The organism is Zarconia sp. (assembly GCF_057467645.1).
The window spans coordinates 13,279-35,104 of sequence record NZ_JBRJXU010000152.1 but is presented as its reverse complement, the minus strand read 5'-3'; the positions used below and the strand labels follow the sequence as shown (position 1 = coordinate 35,104).

Annotated in this window: 11 protein-coding genes; 5 read left to right on the top strand and 6 right to left on the bottom strand. The window is 47.6% G+C overall.

Going from position 1 to position 21,826, the window contains the following annotated elements:
- The first annotated feature begins 1,200 nt into the window (after positions 1–1,200).
- Positions 1,201–3,540: a DNA helicase PcrA gene (pcrA, locus tag AC2215_RS23140; protein WP_486812382.1), complete on the top strand. Its 2,340-nt coding sequence runs from the start codon at positions 1,201–1,203 to the stop codon at positions 3,538–3,540.
- A gap of 118 nt (positions 3,541–3,658) precedes the next feature.
- Here pcrA and AC2215_RS23135 read toward each other — a convergent pair whose 3' ends face one another.
- The 6 genes from AC2215_RS23135 to AC2215_RS23110 all read right to left on the bottom strand — a co-directional run bounded on the left by AC2215_RS23135 (position 3,659) and on the right by AC2215_RS23110 (position 12,529).
- The gene (locus AC2215_RS23135) at positions 3,659–4,396 is read right to left on the bottom strand and encodes a methyltransferase (protein ID WP_486812381.1); all 738 of its coding nucleotides are present in this window, start codon (positions 4,394–4,396) and stop codon (positions 3,659–3,661) included.
- Between the two features lie 98 nt (positions 4,397–4,494).
- Positions 4,495–5,298 carry a class I SAM-dependent methyltransferase gene (locus AC2215_RS23130; protein WP_486812380.1) on the bottom strand — a complete coding sequence of 268 codons (804 nt, stop codon included), beginning with the start codon at positions 5,296–5,298 and terminating at the stop codon, positions 4,495–4,497.
- Between the two features lie 208 nt (positions 5,299–5,506).
- Positions 5,507–7,048, bottom strand: a complete 1,542-nt coding sequence (locus AC2215_RS23125; protein ID WP_486812379.1) for a radical SAM protein — start codon at positions 7,046–7,048, stop codon at positions 5,507–5,509.
- 167 nt (positions 7,049–7,215) lie between these two features.
- Positions 7,216–8,730 carry a radical SAM protein gene (locus AC2215_RS23120; protein WP_486812378.1) on the bottom strand — a complete coding sequence of 505 codons (1,515 nt, stop codon included), beginning with the start codon at positions 8,728–8,730 and terminating at the stop codon, positions 7,216–7,218.
- 269 nt (positions 8,731–8,999) lie between these two features.
- Positions 9,000–10,562: a radical SAM protein gene (locus AC2215_RS23115; protein WP_486812377.1), complete on the bottom strand. Its 1,563-nt coding sequence runs from the start codon at positions 10,560–10,562 to the stop codon at positions 9,000–9,002.
- A 710-nt stretch (positions 10,563–11,272) separates the two neighbouring features.
- Positions 11,273–12,529: a KamA family radical SAM protein gene (locus tag AC2215_RS23110; protein ID WP_486812376.1), complete on the bottom strand. Its 1,257-nt coding sequence runs from the start codon at positions 12,527–12,529 to the stop codon at positions 11,273–11,275.
- A gap of 391 nt (positions 12,530–12,920) precedes the next feature.
- On the opposite strand from AC2215_RS23110, the gene AC2215_RS23105 reads away from it, so the two are divergent.
- The 4 genes from AC2215_RS23105 (at position 12,921) to amt (ending at position 21,659) form a co-directional block, all read left to right on the top strand.
- Positions 12,921–13,910, top strand: a complete 990-nt coding sequence (locus AC2215_RS23105; RefSeq protein WP_486812375.1) for a DUF389 domain-containing protein — start codon at positions 12,921–12,923, stop codon at positions 13,908–13,910.
- Between the two features lie 815 nt (positions 13,911–14,725).
- Positions 14,726–16,183 (top strand): DEAD/DEAH box helicase, encoded by a 1,458-nt coding sequence (locus tag AC2215_RS23100; RefSeq protein WP_486812374.1) that lies wholly within the window; start codon positions 14,726–14,728, stop codon positions 16,181–16,183.
- A gap of 205 nt (positions 16,184–16,388) precedes the next feature.
- The gene (locus AC2215_RS23095) at positions 16,389–18,404 is read left to right on the top strand and encodes a protein kinase domain-containing protein (protein ID WP_486812373.1); all 2,016 of its coding nucleotides are present in this window, start codon (positions 16,389–16,391) and stop codon (positions 18,402–18,404) included.
- Between the two features lie 690 nt (positions 18,405–19,094).
- Positions 19,095–21,659, top strand: a complete 2,565-nt coding sequence (gene amt, locus AC2215_RS23090) for an ammonium transporter (protein ID WP_486812372.1) — start codon at positions 19,095–19,097, stop codon at positions 21,657–21,659.
- Positions 21,660–21,826: the final 167 nt, after the last annotated feature.

Genomic DNA, 21,826 nt, shown 5'->3' with positions numbered 1-21,826 from the left:
TCATAGTTGTTGAGGAAGTCTTTGACAAATCCGGCAACGGGGACGATATCGGGGAAGGTTTCCAAGCCATCGATTTGGTCGATGATGATGGTGGCATCGGCGACGGTTCCCCCTTGAGCGGAGACGAAACACATCTTCTAATTGGAATGTGACGATTTGGTCGGTTTCTGGTTCGATGCTCGAGCTGACGACACTTGTGGGTACTGTATTCATAAAAATGCTCCCAAATCAAAATGAGTGGTTTGTAGACCCAAAGAGATGACAGAGCTAGATTGGTTTGCATTGACTCTGTCTATCGTTCGCTTTTGAAATATCCATTATTTCGATCTCAAAATTGCTCGATCGAAACAAACAGATCGAACGACTCTGTCATGCATTAGAGATGAGTGACATGGCAGAAATTTTCGAGAATCTAAGTGATATTTTTTGAGCGATTTCTTGAAAAAAACGTTATGTTTTAGTTTTCATTTTTTTTGAGAATGACTTGACAAAAAGAAGAATATCATAGGGATTTGAGTCGATCGACCTGTGGTAATTACGGATTTAATGTCGCACCAATTTTCCGAATTCGGAAAAATTTTCCAGATTTGGTAAAAAATAAATCAGTATATTCTCTCACAAAAAAGATATAAAAAACGTTAAGCTTAAATATTATTACTTAGATTTTAGAGTGGCTTTCTTCTCTGCTTATAAACAGAAATGTCTGTAACGCACGAATATAGGTATATTCGCTCCAGATAAGCTCCTAAACTGGGTACCCTAAATTTGCTTCTGTAAAAATACTGATTTTTTGATCGGTTATTCGTTTGCCTTCCGTAATTTTTTTAATATAAATTTATCGTAAAGACTGTCCGTATTTTGATAATGGCTTTGTAAAGCACGATCGAGTCTGGTGGATTGATTCCATGAAAATACAGAGACTCAAATCTGCTGCCAAAGGAAGGGGCGTAGATTTCTGAGGAAAGAGCGAGGACCTCTAATATCAAGTTTGGTTAAATACTTCCAATTCACCGTGAAGTGAGCTGGGGAAGCTGGGGGAGAAATTCAGCACGATACGGTCTAAGCCACGCGACCCGATCGTGCGGGTTGTCAGTGATTATCCGAACTCGAGCTAAAATCTAAAATCTATTCCTCATCCGGCGTTTCCCGATCGATTCCGACCTATATTATTTGAGTAGCGATCGCCCCCATTAATCCACCATGAGTACCACCGCTGATTTTCTCGGCCAACTCAACCCCTCCCAACGCCAAGCTGTCGAGCATTTCTGCGGACCGCTGCTGGTGGTGGCGGGGGCGGGTTCGGGGAAAACGCGGGCGCTGACGTACCGGGTGGCGAACTTGATTCTCGAACATCGCATCGACCCGGAAAATATCCTCGCCGTCACCTTCACCAACAAAGCGGCACGGGAGATGAAGGCGCGGGTGGAAACCCTCTTCGCCCAGCAGTTGGCGCAGCAGAAGTACGATAAACCCCTCGAAGCGATTCCCCCAGACGAACAAACCCGACTGCGATCGCGATCGTGGCGCACTTATATCAAACCCCTATGGATCGGTACGTTCCACAGCCTGTGTGCCCGAATTCTTCGGTTCGACATCAATAAATATACCGATGAGAAGGGGCGGCAGTGGACGAAATCCTTTTCGATTTTCGATGAATCGGACGTGCAGGCGCTGATTAAAGAAATCGTTCTCGGGCAACTGAATTTAGACGATAAAAAGTTTAAACCCAGCACCGTTCGCTACCAAATTAGCAATGCCAAAAATCGAGGTTGGTCCCCGAGCGATGTGGAACGGAACGAACCGGATTATAAAGGGCGAGTGATTTCCGAAGTTTACCAACTCTATCAAGATAAACTCGCGGAAAATAATGCTCTCGATTTCGATGATTTGATTCGGGTGCCGGTGCAACTGTTTCAACAAAATGAGTCGGTGCTGGCCTATTGGCATCAAAAGTTTCGTCACGTTCTGGTGGATGAATATCAAGATACCAACCGGACTCAATACGATTTAATTCGGTTGCTGGTTACCAATGGGGAAGATCCGCGATCGATGACAGATTGGGATAATCGATCGGTATTTGTAGTGGGGGATGTCGATCAGTCGATTTATTCGTTTCGGATGGCCGACTTTACTATTTTGCTGGAATTTCAAGAAGACTTTGGCGACGGGTTGAGCGACGACGAAACTCAAACCATGGTGAAGTTGGAAGAAAATTATCGCTCGACGGAAAATATTCTCCAAGTTGCTAATTATTTAATCGAGCAAAATACGGAACGCATCGATAAAATTTTGCGGCCGACGCGGGGATGGGGAGACCCCATTTTCTGCCAACAATTGGGGAACGATCGCGATGAAGCAGAGTTTGTCGTTCGAGGCATTCGGGATATCGTAGATGAAAACCCAGAATTAAATTGGGGCAGTTTTGCCATTCTCTACCGGACGAACGCTCAATCTCGGGTGTTTGAAGATGCGTTAATCGGCACGAATATTCGCTATAAAATTATCGGTGGGTTGCGATTTTACGATCGCAAAGAAGTGAAAGACGTTCTCGGTTATTTGAGGGCGATCGCTAACCCAGCGGATACTGTCAGTATCAAGCGAATTATCAATACTCCCCGTCGCGGCATCGGCAAAACCACCATCGAAAAACTCGATAATGCCGCCCAACAATTGGGGATTCCATTATGGGATGTTCTCAGCGATGAAACTTCCGTGAAAACGATTGCCGGGAGAAAGGCGAAAGCGGTGTTGGGTTTTGTTGAAAGTATCGCCGAGTTACAAGAACAAATTAACGAGCGTTCGGCATCAGAGATTTTTCAAGAGGTGATGGAAAAATCGGGGTATATTGAAGCCCTCAAACAACAGGGAACTGACGAAGCCGAAAATCGCCTGCAAAACGTCGAAGAAGTTTACAATGCGATGTTGCAGTATGCCGAAGACAATGAAGATGAATCTTTAGTGGGATTTCTGGGAACGGCATCTCTGGCGTCGGATTTAGATAACTTAGAAGAAGGGGAAGAAGCGGTGTCGTTGATGACATTACATTCTGCAAAGGGTTTAGAATTTCCTGTCGTTTTTATGGTAGGAATGGAAGACGGACTCTTCCCCAATTTCCGCAGCATGAACGACCCCAGGGCATTAGAAGAAGAACGCCGCCTCTGCTATGTCGGCATTACCCGCGCCCAAGACCAACTTTTCCTCACCCACGCTAGCGAACGCCGTCTTTGGGGCAACTATTCTCATGCCGTCCCTTCACAGTTTTTCAAGGAATTACCCCAAGATTTTCTAGAGGGAAATACGATTCGTAAAACTCGCAAAGTCCATCGCAAAACGGCAAAAATTGGAGCGAAGAAAGTGGCTTCAAATGGGGTAGCTTCTTCGAGTTGGCAAGTGGGCGATCGGGTATTGCACGAAAACTTTGGTGAAGGGAAAGTTTTGCTGATATTTGGGGAAGGCAGAAAACAGACGATCGCCGTTAAATTTGGCACGGGAAGTCCGAAAATTCTCGATCCTAACCTCGCCCCGATCGAAAAATTGTAACGATCGGGTTGTCCGAAATGAGATAAGGGTCAATCGCTGTTGACCCCTACAGTATTCTTGATGCTAAAGAATATACGAGAGCGAAGCTAAATCCTAGCATCCAATGTTTGAAATCTCTTTATTTGAGTTTCTCACAACTCATCAACAAGCCGTGTCCCGTGCTTTCTCCGGAGTACCAGAGAAGTTTTAATGTCGTCAAATCGAAGTATTCTGCTAACTTAGACGTCACTTCGAGATACAACGGAAAGCGATCGTTAAAGACGCGATAAAAGAAGACAAACTTCCCTTGAGGCCTCAGTACGCGCCCGATTTGTTCGATCGCTCGAAAAACCAAATCGTCATTTCTGAGAATGCCCATCTCATAGGAACTCGGATCGATAGGGCGATCGATGGATCGACTGGGAAAGGGCATAAAGACAATATCGTAGGAATTTTCTTCCTCTGTCGCACACAAATCTTGCACTTTGACTTCGTCTTGAGAACGGATTAAAGGATGGTCTTTCAGAGTTGTGATATTGGGATGTAGATCGCTAAAGACGACTTTTTGGCTCTCTTTGAGAATGCAGCACAAGCCGATAACACCGCTCCCACATCCGAGATCGAGTACTTTTTTACCCTTAACATCAACCAGTCCACTTAACACACCACTCATAAAAGCTTGAGCGGCAATTCCCCCATAAGGATTAAACACACCTTTGGGAACAGTCACGTCAAAAACCGGCTCGTTTTGGTAGAGGATGGTAATTTCTCGATCGATTGAGGAGAGTTCCTGATGAAAGTTGAGATAATCTTTGCGATTGGCTGTTAGACTTTCGCTATTTTTGAGAATAATTTTCAGGTCTTCTTGGCAAATCATTTTAAGAATATTTATCGGATGATAATATTGATTTTTTTTGCGATCTTGAATGCCAGAATATCTGAATTTTAGCGATATCGGAGAATTTTCATGTTGTCTTATACTTTTTGACTGCAATATAAATCCCAACCAATTTCTCCCCGATCGACGGCATCACCCGTTTTTTGATAAGCTATAAATCGCTGTGAATCTGATTCTCGAACTCGCACAGCTTGGATGTCATAGGTCTTTTTCATATGAGCGCTCAAGTCCGCATCATGAAAAATGTCAAAACCAATTTGACTCAACGTCATTTGATAGACTTGAGAACTAAATAAATCTGTGACCTGCATTCTTTGATACACATACTTTGAAGTATCTTCGCTAAGGTTTGGAACCTTGACCACTAAATCGCCAAATACAAAAATACCACCGGGCTTAAGGACGCGATAAATTTCTTGCAAAGCAACTTTCCGTTGGCTGATATGTAAGAGCGTTCCTTGGCTCCAAACATGACTGAAAGAGTCATTTTCAAACGGAAGTTCGGTGGCCGAGCCGTGGTGGAAATCCAGACGTAAATTGGGCCATTTTTGAGCTTGAGTTCGAGCCGTTTGGATATGAGTTTTGCTTAGATCGAGTCCAACGACTGCACAGTCGGTTTCTCGAGCGAGATAAATGGCGGTATTGCCGTTACCGCAACCCACATCAAGAACACGAGCATTCGCATCAATCTGACTTCGATCGAGCATGTATTGATTTAAGCGATCGCACGCGGCAATTAATACCTTTTCTTCGTTCGGAGCATTTAAGTCCTCGAAATATCCCCAGTGCTTACTTCCATCGGGATTCCAGGGAATTTTATACTGAGTTTCTACCGTATCGTAATAAACTTCTACGTCTGTCTGTGAAAACGTCAGATTCATGCTTCGCTAAATGGAGTATAGAGCGATATATAGCAGTCGCCACTGTGGGAGCGGACACCAGTGACCGTAGGCAGGGGGGAAAGACGACCGGTGAATTGCACAATTATCCAGACGAGTCCTGACTGTCCTGGCGGTTGCTATAACTCTCCAAAAATAGAGGTAATACCATAATTTCTGGAGAGTTATCATGCAAATGCTTTTCCACTCGCTATTTGACCGCGATTGCTTCTTTTCCTGTTTTTTCTATCTTGTCCCAATAGGGCGTTGAATCATGGTACTCATCCCCTATTTTTTTCAGACGAGCTTGCCATTCTCCAACCTCGACATAGCTCATGTGGTGCGTATTGGCGCAGGGAGTCCACAAACCGCCGATAATCACGGGATCTTCAAAAGCTAGAAGACCTGCTTGGCGAATGTTTTGGTCTTGAGGAGTTCCTGGGAAAGGACTGATGGCAAAGGGTCTGACCTTAAAGTAAAGTTCTGGATTAATCTGCTTGAGCTCTTGATAGAGCTTGGATACTGCCTCTTCTAGGTAGAGCAAGCTGTCATGGCTGTCGTCGGGAAGCCCAACAATCACCCCATAGCCAATACTGGCAACGCCTGCACGGACGATAGTTCGCAGTAGGGTACAATGCTGTTCCCAAGGCAATAGTTTTGCATAGGATTGGTTCCCGACAAACGGGCGTTCGGCGGGAACCAAGCAATGAAAACAACCATTTTTGCCATCCCAGCCCCAAACTGCGTTGACCAGTTCCTCATCCGGGGTCAGATCGCCATCGGGACGAATGCCCCTCCCCAAAGTAGCTTTTTTCAGTTCCAAACCATTCGACCAGGCAAAGGGAATCTCCATTTCCCGGAGTCCGGCGACGATATCGAGAATTTCTTGTCGCCCCTCTTTAAACATCACCCGTCCCAGAAATTGGTCTGAGTGGCTTTGAACTCCACGGGCTCCTGCTTCTTTTTGGAGGGCAAACCACTGGAGGGTTTTTTCCGGTGACATCCGTTGATATCCCAGACGATAAGTTGGAGTTTGGCAAAAGTCGCACTTGCGATCGCAGCCCATATCTGTAAACACCGAGCCGTGGGGTAAGAGGGCAATACCATTGTGGCTATTTTGACTCCCCAAACATTGCTTAACCAAATCTAATGATGGCAGAGGCCAATCCTCTGGATTTGAGGGTGGCCAGCGCTTTCGGTATTGACTGCCATCAGCCAAGAGTACCCCCGTTAATTCCTCTCGCTGCGGTCGTCCCAAGACAAGGTCGTAGATCGCCCAATTGGCGGCCCCAGATTTATCTTGAACGATCGCCGTAGCTCCTGCATCTAGATAAATTTGTGGCATAGCAATCGCATCGGAACCACCTACCACCACTGGCTTTCCCGTACTCGCTAAATGCTTAACCGTCATGCAGGCTACTTCTCGCTGGCGGGTGAAGTTGTTCGTAACTCCCCAAGCGTCGTAGGCATCTGGATCGATGCTCGTAAGTTTCTGACCTGTCAGTATTTTTCTGAGAATGCGATCGCCCCAAATCACCTCGCCATATTCTTCTTCGTAGCTGCCATTTTTTAGATCTACCAGTTGGGCGTCAAATCCTCCAGCACGCAGATTTGAGATTAAAATCTGTTTGCTGACCATCGGGATTCCCCGAGATATATTATGCCAATCTACTTCGTCTTGGTCGCGCAGAGCTACTTCTGGAACTTCGACCAATCCGATTGAAGGAGTTTCTGTTAGCTGTTTGACTGCCATCGCTACTTACTGCCTTGCTATTTACTTTTTGACAATTTATTCAAGACACCTTGCGAGCTAGTTGACAACTAGGATGTTCTGACAATATTCGGGAGACCTCTTGCATTTGTTTACCTCAAAGCTATGAACCCCATCATTGCTTTTTACAAGAGGTCTAGTCATATCAACTAGCTAGCGCTCGCCACTTCCTTCTCGACATTCTCACGAGTTAAGTTAAATATATGATACTTATCCCCAAGGTTCATCAGACGAATTTGCCACTCTGAAACCTCTAGATAACTCATGTGCTTGGTATTGGCGCAAGGAGTCCACAAACCTCCTAAGATTGCTGGATCGTCAAACGCCAGCAATCCCGATTCCCGAATTTCCTGTTCCAGGGGCGTTCCTGGGAAAGGACTAATGGAAAACGGCCGGACTTTAAAGTCTATTTCGGGATTTATTGCCTTAACTTCTTGATAAAGCTTAAATATCGCCTCCTCAAGGTAAAGCAAACTCTCATGGCTATCATCGGCCAGCCCAATAATCACGCCATAACCAATTCGAGGAACGCCAGCACGCACGATCGCTCGTATTAAGTTACAATGCTCCTTCCAAGGCATGAGCTTGTGGTATGACTCCCGACCTGCCAAGGGTCGTTCTGCAGGGACATAGGCGTGGAAGCAGCCGACCTTGCCATCCCAACCCCAAATGGCTTGTACCAGCTCCTCATCGGGAGTCAAGTCTCCATCGGGACGAATAGCTCGACCTAAGGTTGCTTTCTTAAGTTCCACACCATTCGACCAAGCAAAGGGAATTTCCCGCTCCCGCAATCCATTGAGGATATCCAGAATTTCCTGGCGTCCGCCTTCAAACAAGATCCGCCCCAGAAACTGGTCTGAGTGACTTTGAACTGCACGGGCTCCTGCTTCTTTTTGAATCTCAAACCACTCGAGCGATCTTTTGGGGGACATCCGCAGATATCCCAAACGATAAGTTGGGGTCTGGCAAAAGTCGCACTTGCGATCGCAACCCATATCGACGAATACCGAACCGTGAGGTAGCAGCGGCATATCGTTGTAGGTGTGCTTTTCTCCAAAACACGCCTTAACCACGTCTAAAGATGGCAGAGGCCAATCCTCTGGGTGCAGGCCGGGAAAACCTTTTGGGTATTCAGTGCCATCAGGAAACAGTACGCCCGATAGCTTTTGTCGTTCTGGCCTTCCCAGTACGCGATCGAATATGCCCCAATTGCCACCCCCAGATTTATCTTTAACGATAGCTGTAGCACCGGCTTCCAAATAGAGATCGGGACAACCAATCGCATCGGAACCTCCTACCACTACCGGCTTGCCTGTACTTGCTAGATGCTTGACCGTCTTACAAGCCGATTCACGCTGGCGGGTGAAGTTAATCGTCACTCCCCAGGCATCATAAGCATCCGGGTCAACGCTTGCAATCTTCTGGCCTACCAGGATTTTTTTAAGGGTTTGACCTCCCCATTCAATTTCGCCGTATTCTTCTCGCTCGTCTCCATCTCGGAGGTTGAGCAGTTGAGCGTCAAACCCACCCGATCGCAATTGAGATATAAGAATCTGCTTGCTTACCATCGGAATTCCCTGGGACAAGTTGTGCCAACTGACTCCGTTCGGTCCGCGCAGATCCACTTCTGGGACTTCAACCAACCCAATTGAAGGAGCTTTCATAATGCTTTTCCTCTTCTTCTTTGCTTGTGATTTAACTATCCAGGTCTTGGCAAAACCTCTATTTTTCGTGAGATTTCAAGAAGGTTATACTGCTACTGCTGTTTGATTTTCCCCTTCTGCTAAACTTCTAAACCTTTGGAGAATTTGCAAGTTTTTCGAGTCACCAACCTTAGCTAAACGGAATTGCTAATCAGAAACTGGCTCATAGCTTAAATGTTTCGTGTCAACCTATCCTAGGTTTTAGGAAAAATGTATATAGGTAGCAATAGTTATACTGCCATCGATCTTTTTCTGGCATTTTCTCCTTCCACAGCCAACCTTCTGAATCGTTGGGGAACTTGGAAGTTTTTCGAGTCGACGCCAATACAAGATAGGCGGAACTGCCAATCAGAGACTTGCTCGTAGCTCAGGTGTTTAGTGTCAACGGTCGCAGTCCAAAAACCTGCAAAAAGGGCTGGATCGTCAAATCGCAGCAGACCGGATTTGCGAATTGTTTCCCCCTGTGGCGTTCCCAAGATCGGTGAATACACAAAGGGACTGATTTGAAATAAAATTGAAGGATTAATCGCTTTCACTTCGTCATGAATTTCCCAAAGCGCTTCTTCTAGGCGTAACATACTTTCATCATCATCATCGGGTAGTCCGATAATCATGTTATATACAACCATGGGGATACCAGTTTCCACAACCCTGCGCACAATTCGTTTGTGTTGCTGCCAGGGAAGTAACTTGGCATAAGCTTCTCGTCCAAATATTGGGCGTTCCGCAGGAAGACCGCCAGCCAGAGTTCCCTTTTGCCCATCCCAATGAAATAGAGCATCGATTAGTTCTTCATCGGGGGTCAAATCCGTACTATCGTAGTTGCGTCCGCGCCCCTTAGTCATTTTCCTTAATTCCAGACCATTAGGCCAGAGAATGGTTAAATCCATTTCCCGTATTTCTTTCATAATTTCGAGAATTTCTTCTCGACCTTCAGGGAAAATTGTCCGGCCCAGGAATTGATCGGAGACGCTGACTATTGATTTAGCTCCTGCTTGGCGCTGTATTTTCAGCCATTCTAGTACCCGTTTGGGAGACATTCGGCGATACCCGGTGCCGTAGGTAGGGGTTTGGCAAAAATCACAGTGGCGATCGCAACCTATGTCTGGAAATATCGAACCAATTGGTTTTAAATGTTCTGGAAACGGATCCATCCAATATTCCGTCCCCAAACACTGTTTAGCCACTTCCAAAGATGGTAACGGCCATTCTTCTGGATGTAGGGGAGGGTTGCGTTTAGCATACTCAATCCCGTCAGCTAAAACCACACCCGTGAGTTCTTCTTGGGAACCTTTTCCTAACAAATAATTGAATAGGGGCCAATTAGCAGCACCGGATTTATCTTTAACCACGACTGCTGCACCATTTTGGAGATAAGCTTGCGGATCTGCAAAGGGATCGGAACCACCTAAAACGACTGGCTTGCCTTTGCTGGCCAGATGCTTCAACAGCAAAATTGCTATTTCACGGTATAAGGTAAAATTAACTGTAATGCACCAAACATCACAACTTTCCGGATCTACGCTCTTAATATCAAGACCAACGTAGTTTTTGGTCAGCTCGATTCCTCGCCAACGAACTCGTCCATAATTTTCGAGATAATCCCCATCTCGAAGATTAATAAATTTAGTTTGAAATCCTCCTGCTTGGAGATTTGATAGTAGAATCTGCTTGCTAACACACGGTTCATACTTGCGTAAGGAATAAAAGTCGTTGCCATCAGGATCGGATAGTTTTAATTGCGGTAATTCAACTAGACCGATCGTCCCACTTTTTTGTTCCTGTATCGTCATGAGGATCTCCTTGGGTTAACGAATTTAATTGAACAAATTCCTGGAATTTATTTCCGCTTTTTCGTCCTGTCAAAAGTTGCTAAATTTTAACGATCTTCGTTTTATAAATTAGAATCAAGCTCTAAACTGAAAATCACTTTAACAGTTATCTCCTTCTGTTAAAGATGGGTAAATTGATTTCAGCTTTTCATCTGTTGTTTCACAGTAAATTTAGCGAAAAATAATTAGGAGCGCCTGACTATTTTCGCAGAGGTAGAAATTATTGAAATTGTATAAAAATTGATTTTTTTAATGCAAAGACATTAGTTTGTTGCATGCACGTAAGTATACATCTGACCCAGTGAACAAATCTAAATTTTAGATAAACTTAACAATCACGGTTTGCTCGATCGGTATTCGTTTCCAGATTCTGCTGAAGCGTCGGGAAAATCAAAGCCTTACTCAGGCGATACTGCCAGATTTGTCAATATATAATTAAGGGTTGCCTAGAGGAATCTAGCTCTCGTGGGGAGTCCAGCGTTCCTAATATCGATCCATCAACTCTATATTGATTCCAGTACGGTTTCAAACAGGATGTAACGTTTTCCCAGGTGTTGAATTTAGGTGGTTCGATCGACTCTCAATTTGTAGATTAGAGCTAGTGGAAACGGAAAAATACGAGTTTGAGACATTCAGTGACGCATCGCGGCATCGATACGATCTTCATTGCATCACAACATCTTTTGAGTCAAAATTTCCTCTAACTCACTTTCATAGAAAAACTTCGATTCCCCAAAAGCCGGTTTCAAATCTCCCAGCCAGGAGGCTTGAGGATCGAACTTCGCAAAAAACGATCGATTGCACCACTCGGGGTTACGAGCTTGTAAAAAGGATAAGATAAATACTTTCTCTCCTTGAATTTCGCTCACGCCTTCAATTTTCACTTTCCCGGGTAACGCCGACATCACTGGTCCGCGAGCTGTTCGTCCTAATCCCGATACTTGTTGAGTGGCTTGACGATAAATTTCCCAAACCTTGACTAAAGGCAGTTCAAAATACTCCTTTGCTCCAGTTTGTCGTTCGACAAACATATAGTAAGGAATACAACCCAAACGGACTTGCATTTGCCACATTTTGGCCCAAATACTAGCCCGATCGTTAATATGACGAACGACTGGAGCTTGGGTGCGAATTTGCGCTCCCGTCCCTCGAATCCGTTCGATCGCTTGCTGAGCGATCGGTGTTTCTAATTCTCTCCAATGTTCGTAATGAGCCATGATAGCAAGATGCTTACCCCGCTGCACGACGCTCTCAAATAAACGTAACAAGTCATCGGCATCATCATCGGTTACATATCGATAGGGCCAGTAGGAGAGTGATTTCGTGCCAATGCGAATCGTCTGAATATGCGCGAACTCTGGCTGTAGTAAAGGCTCGATATATAAAGCGAGGTGTCGCGCTTTCATCGTCATCGGATCTCCACCCGTTAGTAGTACATCCGTGACTTCTTGGTGTGCTTGCAGGTAATCTTGAAAACGACCGGATTCGCGAGTGGCAAATTTGAGATCTTCTAATCCCACAAATTGAGGCCAACGGAAACAAAATGTACAGTAAGCATGGCAATGTTGACCGGCAGTGGGAAAAATTAAAACCGTTTGTTGATATTTGTGCTGTATACCTCGTACTGTTTCGCCCTGAAAGGTCGGAACGTTATATTGTTTTTGTCCCCCTGGATGGGGATTGAGTCTGAGGCGAATTTCATTGGCCGTTTCTTGCAGGACTTTTTCGGGAGTCTTATCTTTTAGGAGTTGAACCATGCACTTCAAGTCCCGGGGAGATAGCATCTCCGGCCATGGAAACGTCAAACGGAAAATTGGATCTTCTGGAATATTTTGCCAGTCAATGAGTTCTTCAACGATATAGTTATTCACTCGAAATGGTAAAACTTTCGCAACAGCCTGCATTTCTAAGCGTGTTTCAGCAGACAAAAAATCTAACTTCGGAAACTCGATTAAATCTTTTGCTCGATAAAAGGATATTTTTTTCATTTCTGAAAACATTCGTTAATATCTCTTCGATTTTTATCACAACCGTTGAAAGTTGAAAAGAAAAAAGTTTTTTATTCTGCGTTCAAAATTAATCGATCGCATCTGAACGCTTTGAGTTTTGAATTGGCAGATGGCGATCGAATCTTGCGTCTCGAGCGTCCCTGACTCCCCAATACTCGTCCATCAATATAACGACGGATGTGGCCGTTACTATTGCTCTTGGGTGCAGACTGACGATTGAATTCTCTCAATGATAGGATGCTGTGGAGCGAGCTGGGTTCGATAGGAGAGCTGGCTTGCGATCGCTGGGTGTATTTACTCTTTTGATTCTATGCAACGAATTTGGCAAACCTTCAGAAACTTCGGTATTAAAGCCATTCCCGTTCTGCAAATGCGGGAATCTCTCGTCAAAGAATCCGAACTCGATCTCAACTTCATCGTCTTAATCGTCAGCTCTTGTCTGATTGCGACGTTCGGGTTGCTCGTAAATAGTGCTGCTGTCATTATCGGCGCCATGATTATCGCGCCGCTGATGCTACCGATTCGGGGGCTATCTTTCGGTCTCCTGGAAGGGGATGGGGAGATTTTAACCAATAGCGTCTTCTCCATCGCCGTCGGGACGACGATCGCGATCGTGTGTTCGGGGTTTGTGGGTTCGATCGTCGGATTGCCCGAGTTTGGCAGCGAAGTCCTCGCGCGCACCCAACCCAATTTGGTGGACTTGATGGTGGCGTTGGTGGCTGGCGGGATTAGCGGCTACTCCAAAATTCGCTCCTCCCTGAGCGATGCCGTTCCCGGTACGGCGATTGCCGTGGCCTTGATGCCGCCGCTGTGCGTGGTGGGATTGACCCTATCCCAAGGTTTGTGGTCGTCTAGCGGCGGTGCGTTTCTCTTGTTTATCACCAATTTACTCGGCATTAATCTCGCTTGTACGATCGTCTATGTTTTGGGTGGATATACCCAGGGCAGTCCTTTGCGGCGATCGCTCTCTTGGGGGGTTTCTTTGTTCCTTATCGGGTTGCTGGCAATTCCCTTGGGATTCAGCCTCGTCGATCTGATCGACCAAGCCAAAGTCAATAACTCGATTCGCAGTATCCTCACCAGTCGTCCCCTCCTCAATCGCGAGGATATCGAACTCGTCGACACCCAAATCGATCCCAGAGCGGCATCGGTCGTTCTGGTGGTACGAGCAGTGGGGCCGATCGAACCCGAAGAGGTTGCCACGGTGGAACAAGTGCTGGAAACGGAGCTAAAAAAACCGTTTAAAGTGGTTTTCGACGTGACGGAATCGCGCAAAGTGGAATCATCTTTGGCTCGGTAATCGGCGTTTTTGGGGTGAAATGCGATCGATGCATCAGTACGATGAAAATATATGTTTTCAATCAAGGGGAAGGAAAAACACCCACACAAAGTTACCGATCTCGAGACATGCAACTTTTTGGGAAGTCATTCCTTCCTCGAGGGAACGGATTCAAGATTGCTCCCCAACCCATGGAAAGCGCGGGTCAACAGAATATCGCCAAAATATCTAGCCAAAATCGAAACTTCTCTTCATTGTGAGACGAAAGCAATTGATTACGACTTCCTTCTCCCCTTTTCACCCCAAGTTAGAAAGACGTTGCACATCCAGCAAACTGGATATAACCTATTAGAAAAAGATGTAACGGTCAGAATTTTGAGTTGTGAAAATACGGGATAAAAATCGATCGAAAACTGATTCAAGTCGGCAATCGCACATCACCGATATCATTAGTACGACCTCAAAATTTCCCCCGATCGCTCAACCAGATATTGGGAAACCTCCAGGGAATGATTGAGCCGGGAGTGTTCATAGTATAGAATCCGATCGAGACGCGCGCGACATCGCCGATGTTAATCTCAAGTGCCACTAGAGCGAACTTAAGATTTCACCCCAGCGCTTTCGCTCCGTCTCACCAACGCGCACAGCATGGATGCTCGGCTTTGATATCTAAATTCACCATCAAGGACGATCGCTTAAGCCGGGGAATATTTCGCCATCGGGGACTTGACGCAACGCGCAGCAAGTTCGGTCCGTGCTGATGTTACTCAACTCTTGTCAAGTTGACTTCCCACGCCCTTGCACTGGAAATCTAGATATTTATTGCTAGCATTATTATGGAAAAAGTCACAGAAAATAATCTCTCCGAAACGCCCGATACCCAAGAAAGGAAGGAGTCGTTCGAGCAGTTCGGGTTAAGAGCGGAAATTCTCAAAGGAATTACCGAAGCGGGGTTTCGAGAACCCAGTCCCATTCAGAAACGGGCAATTCCCACCATTATGTCCGGTCGAGATGTGGTCGCCCAAGCCCAAACAGGAACCGGGAAAACGGCAGCGTTCGGCTTACCGTCAATGAATGCCGTGGGGACTTCCGGGAAAGTCGAGATTCTGGCGATCGTCCCCACCCGAGAACTGGCCTCTCAAGTGAGTGACGAACTGTATCGTCTGGGACGTTTTGCAGGGATTCGCACCGTAGCGGTCTATGGCGGTCAGTCGATCGGTCGCCAGGTGGAACTGATTCGGCGCGGCGCGCAGGTGGTGACGGCGACCCCAGGACGGCTGCTCGATCACCTCAAATCCAATCGTCTGAAAAACTTCGCCCCCTCGATCGTCATTTTAGACGAAGCGGACGAAATGCTCGATATGGGCTTCCTCGACGATATCGAAGCGATTTTCACCCATTTACCTGACGATCGTCAAACCCTCCTCTTCTCCGCCACTCTTCCCCCCGCTATTCGAAGACTGGCCCAGAAGATTCTGAAAAATCCCGAGGCGATCGATGTTACTCCCAAGGAAACCACCACTAACACCGATATTACCCAGCGCTACTACGTTCTCGAAGAACGGGAACGAGAAGAAGCCCTAGTACGCCTAATCGATACGGAGTCACCCAATAAGTCCCTCGTCTTTTGCCGCACCAAAAAGGAAACCGATACCCTCTCGACAACCCTCATTTCCCGAGGCTACGCCGCCGGGTCTCTCCACGGGGATATGCAGCAGCGCCAGCGCAACGAAACCATCGATAACTTCAAGCAAGGTCGAATCGATTTGCTCATTGCAACGGATGTCGCAGCGCGGGGTTTGGATATCAACGATGTCACCCACGTTTTCAACTACCACATTCCCTTCGATTCCGATAGCTACGTTCACCGGGTCGGACGGACGGGACGGGCTGGGAAAAAGGGAACGGCAATTACCCTCGTCACCCCATTAGAGTTCAAAAAGCTGACTCGAATCGTCCGAACTTCCGGCGCACCTTTGGTATACGAGGAAATTCCTACCATAAGTGAAGCGAAAAAGCAATACCAAAAAGAACTCATTGATAAGTTAGAACACCAACATATCAGTGAGGAAGCGGTAGAGCTATTACAGCGCTTGGAAGAAGATCTCGATATCTCCCAAATTGCTTGTAAAGCCATTTCGATGATGTTAGACCAGCAATCGGTGGGAGGTCCGAGTCGGATCGGGTTCAGTTCCCAAGAAGTGCAGCGGATGATGCATCAGTCCAAGCGACGCAAACACAGCAAACCCCGCCGATACAGCCGCCTTCCCCAACCCAGACGTCGGCGCTCTTAAGGAGATCGGGGCTTTGGGGGCTTCGGAGGCTTCGGAGGCTTCGGAGGCTTCGGGAGCTTCGGGGGCTTGAGGCGCTAAATTTTCTCCCGTTTCCCCCCCAGCTCCCGTTTCCCCCCCGGCTCCCAATTCTCCCCCAGCTCCAGTCTCTCGGGATCTCGCGAATGTATCACAATAGAGTAAAGATTCGCGGCGCGATCGTACCACCATGACTTTTTGCCTGAATCCGGATTGCCGGCAGCCTCAAAATCCCGATGATGCTACCTCCTGTAGGAGATGCGGCTCGACGTTATTGCTTCGGGGGCGCTACCGTCCCCTTCAGGCACTCGGACAGGGGGGTTTCGGGCGGACGTATCTGGCACTCGATCGCGATCGCCTCAACACTCGCTGCGTCATTAAGCAGTTGCTCCCCCACCAATTGGTCGGTAGCAATCTCGATCGCGCCACCCTTGACAAGATGATGGAGCTGTTCCGGCACGAAGCCATGCAGCTTTCCAAACTGGGAGAACACCCGCAAATTCCCACCCTCTTTGCCTTTTTCGAGGAAGATTCCCTCCTCTATTTGGTTCAAGAATATGTAGACGGACAAACCCTGTGGCACGAACTGCGGGACAAAGGTGCCTTCAGCGAGCAACAAATTCGCCAAGTCCTGATGCAATTGCTGCCGGTTTTGCGCTTCATCCACAAGCGTGGAGTCATCCATCGCGACATTACCCCAGTCAATATCCTGCGTCGCAAGCGAGATGGGAAGCTGATTTTAATTGATTTTGGCGTCGCCAAGCAGCTCACTCGCACCTCCCTCGCCCGACCGGGAACCAAAGTCGGCACGGCGGGATACGCCCCCCTCGAACAGCTTCGCAGCGGTAAAGCCTACCCTGCAAGCGATATCTACAGCCTCGGGGTCACCTGCATCCACCTGCTGACTCAAACCCGACCGGATCTGCTTTTCGATCCCGTTAGAGGCTGGCTGTGGCGAGAGCAATTAGCCAAGCTGCAAATGAGTATCAGCGATCCCTTCGCCCGGATTATCGATAAAACCATTGAAGAGATGGTGGGCAATCGCTACCAATCTGCCGATGAAGTAATCCGCGATTTTAAAGCAGTGATGCGCGCCTCCTCTGCATCCTCCTCTCGCACCTCGTCGGGGACTGCGATCGCACCACCCCCTCCACCGCCACCGCGCACCCACCCCAGCCGGTCTGGGACTCGTACGGCCCCCGCTCGCAAACCCGCCACACCGCCACCGAGGACAACCACGCCTCCTCAACCGACCTCTCCCCTGCCCCCCTCAGTCCTCGACTCTGTACCCCAGTCCAAAATCGAAATCCAAAGACCGGGTTGGAATCCTGTCGAGACCCTACGGGGTCATTCCTCTTGGGTGACCTGTACGGCAATTTGTCCGACGGGCACCCTGTTCGCCACCGGCAGCCTGGATAAGACCATCCGCGTCTGGAGTTTGCCCGATGGAAAAGAAATCCGGAGAATGGAGGGACACCGCAGTACGATTAACGCCCTTTCCATCAGCCGCGATGCCAGTCTGATTGCCAGTGCCAGCGACGACGATACGGTCAAGATCTGGAATCTTAAGACGGGACAGCTCGTCAAAACCCTCAACGAACATTTGCGCGATGTGACTTCCGTGGCATTTTCTGCCGATGGTAAAACTTTAGTGAGCGGTTCTGAAGATCGAACGGTGAAGATTTGGAATGTCGCGAGTGGGGAACTGGTGACTTCGCTGATGGGGGGATCGGGGATGGTGAAGGCGATCGCGATCGGTAGCAGCGGACAAATCCTCGCCAGCGGAGGATTGGATAACAATATTTATCTGTGGAATCTCTCTACCCAAAAAATTCTCGCCACCCTTTTAGGACACTTTAATTCCGTTCTCTCCCTGGCAATTTCTCCCGATGGGACGCTACTGGCCAGTGGCGGTAAAGATCGAACTCTAAGGTTGTGGAAACTGCCCCACGGCGAATTGATTCGGACGCTATCGGGTCACCTGGCGAATGTGAATACCGTTGCGTTTCATCCCGACGGTCAATCTCTGGTGACTGGCAGTAGCGATAAACGGATTAAATTTTGGCAGATTAAAAATAGCGAATCCTATCGGACGCTATCGAGCCATCTCGGTGCGGTGACGGGAGTCGCGATCGCCCCGGACGGTCAAACCATTGTCAGTACGAGTAGCGATAAGACTATCAAAATTTGGCGCTGGTTCGATTAGTACCCCCGTTTCTCATCCAAAATAACGTCAGTTTTGGATCGGACTGTTTCAGGTGAGGGCGGGGAATGGGGAATGGGGAATGGGGAATGGGGAATGGAGGATTTTTCTCCCCAGCGTAGTGCGATACCCAGTCATCTCATTTTCGAGAGACTTGCCGATTACCCGAACATCACCCAGAGCCTGCATCCCGGTGAGGTCGCGGTCGTAAAACTGACGTTAAAATACTGTTCTCATATCACTGAAGATAGCGATCGAATGGATTCGATCGCTATCTTCAGTCCACCAGTACGATCGGTTATGGTTGCAATATAGCTCTATCTTCAAAATCGTGAGGACTGTTTCGCCAGCCGGTATCAAAGAACGATGAGGGATAATTTTTTTTCGAAAATATTTTTTTAACTCATTTTTAAGATTAAATTTTGATAGATGTATTTCTACATATGAATACATTCTGAGCACATAAAAGTGTTTTTTATACTCGGCTGACTCATGAAAATTTAATTACAACAGTGAACATATAGCATTTCTAATACTTGTGAGGTACACCTTTAATTTCAAATCTTTTACTTTAAGATTTCAAGAAATTAGTACTGTACCTCATGAGTTTGAGAACCGCTATCGCTCGATTTTTGACCTCGATCGTTCCTCCAAAATAAGACTTTTTTTCGGATTTATAAATTTCAACAACCCATGCTTTGGATTTTAGTCTGTTCTGTTTTGGTTTTCCTGATGCAGCCCGGATTTATGTGCCTGGAATCTGGCTTGACACGCTCTAAAAATAGCATCAACGTCGCCATCAAAAACTTAGCAGACTTTGGTATCTCAGTTATCTGCTTCTGGACTTTTGGATATGCCCTGATGTTTGGGGTTTCTCAGGCAGGATGGCTCGGAATGACGGGTTTCTCCTTTAATTTTGAGGAGCCGACTCCAACCGCTTTCTTTTTGTTTCAAGCCATGTTTTGCTCGACGGCAACCACGATTGTCTCCGGTGCGGTTGCCGAGCGGATGAAATTTGAAGCCTATGCGATCGTGACGATTTTAACGTCGGGTCTGATTTATCCAGTGTTCGGCCATTGGGTTTGGAACGGGATCGATGTCAGCACATCCTCGGGCTGGCTGGGGAGATTGGGTTTCGTTGATTTTGCCGGGTCTACTGTCGTTCATGGTATCGGTGCGTGGGTGGCTCTGGCGGTGCTTCTGGTTATCGGTCCTCGAACGGGTCGCTTTTCCCCCTCCGGTTCCCATACCATTCACGGCTCGAACATCCAGCTTTCAGTATTGGGAACCCTGCTGTTGTGGGTGGGGTGGCTGGGCTTCAATGGCGGTAGTACCTTAGCCTTCGACGATCGCGTTCCGGCGATTCTGGTGCATACGATTCTTGCCGGGGCAACTGGGATGGCGATTGCTGGGGTCATCGGTTGGTTGCAGCACCGAATTTTAGAAGTCGAACTTCTCATTAATGGTTCTCTAGCCGGGTTAGTTGCAATTACCGCCTGCTGCGACGTTGTCAGTACGCCCATGGCAGCGATCGTCGGTGTGGGGGGCGGTGGGGCAATGCTACTGGTTTCCTATTGGCTCGAACGCTGGCAAATCGATGATGCGGTAGGGGCGATCGCCGTTCATGGCGGTGCGGGCATTTGGGGAACCTTAGCGGTTGCCTTGTTCGGGTCTTCCCCTTTGCCGAGTACCGAATTGAGTCGTTACGCTCAACTGGGGGTGCAGTTACTCGGGGTTGCAGTGGCGTTTGTCTGGGCGTTTGGGATCGCTTACTTGGTGCTGCGGGCGATCGCTCGCTTTGTACCCTTGCGCGTTTCTCCCCAGCAAGAACGGATCGGCTTAAATATTTCCGAACACGCCGCGAGAACCGATCTTTACGATTTGTTGGCCGCGATGGAAATTCAACGCAAAACTCACGATTTGAGTTTGCGAGTCCCCGTCGAACCCTTTACTCAGGTGGGGGTGATTGCCAATGGCTACAACCAAGCGATCGCAGCCTTGGAAGAAGCAGTCACGCGCACCGGTGCGATCGTAAGTACCGCCATTAATGGCATTATTACCTTTGCCAAACCCAATTTAGAAATCCTCACCGTTAACCCCAGTGCCGAAGCCATGTTTGGTTACTCCCAAGAAGTCTTGGTGGGTCGATCGATTTACCAGCTTTTGCGAGAAGAGGGGGAAGCCGGGGCGATCGATCTCGATGGGTGGTTGAAAGAAAGATGTCGAGAACTGATTGGCTTGCGAGGGGATGGCTCTCAGTTGTATCTCAGAGCAACGGTTGTAGAAGTGCAGGTCGGTCGGAAATCCTTTTATACCGGGACCTTCGAGGATATCAGCCAACGCAAGTACGCCGAAACGGCACGGCAGAAATCCGCACGGGCTTTGAAAGCCAAAAATCAGGAATTGCAGCAAGCGTTGCGGGAACTGCAACAAGCCCAACTCCAGTTGGTACAAACGGAAAAAATGTCGAGTTTGGGGCAAATGGTCGCCGGAATTGCCCACGAAATTAACAATCCGGTCAGCTTCATCCATGGCAACCTGACCTATGCGACCGAGTATACCGACGATCTATTGAGATTGCTGCAAGTCTACCAACAAGAATATCCCCATCCGACGGACAAGATTCAAGCCCAACGGGAGGAGATCGATATCGATTTTTTGAGACAAGATTTAGAACAATTGCTCAAATCGATGAAAGTGGGAACCGATCGCATTTGCGAAATCGTTCGCTCTCTGCGCACGTTCTCTCGCTTAGATGAAGCCCAAATGAAAGAAATCGATCTCCATGAAAGTCTTAACAGCACCCTGACGCTGCTGCAACATCGCCTCAAAGCCTCACCCCATCGTCCCCAAATTGAGGTGGTACGAGAATACGGTTCCCTACCCCGAGTTGATTGTTATCCCGGTCCTCTCAATCAGGTGTTTATGAATCTGCTCGCCAATGCGATCGATGCCTTAGAAGAGACGATGGAGAAAAAGAACGATCTCGAACCCAAAATTTGGATTCGCACCGGAGTGACAAACGAAAACTGGGTGCAAATTTCCATTGCCGATAACGGACATGGAATTTCGGAAAGCATTCGTGCCAAGTTATTCGATCCCTTTTTCACCACCAAACCCATCGGTAAGGGGACGGGATTGGGCTTATCGATTAGCTATCAGATCGTTGTCGATCGCCATGGTGGCAAACTCGAATGCGAGTCCGTACCAGCACAAAGGACGACTTTCACGATCGCCATTCCCATTCACCAATACTAGGGCGATCGCGCTTTTTTAGATAATTCTTTATATCTGCCTTACGGTAAAACTCTAACAAACGTCAGTTTTGGATTGTTATATCCGGTGAGGGTGGGGAATGGGGAATGGAGTACTTCGATTCGCTAGTAAAGAGATTCACTCCGATGGGTTGGGTTCTAGGATGTCCA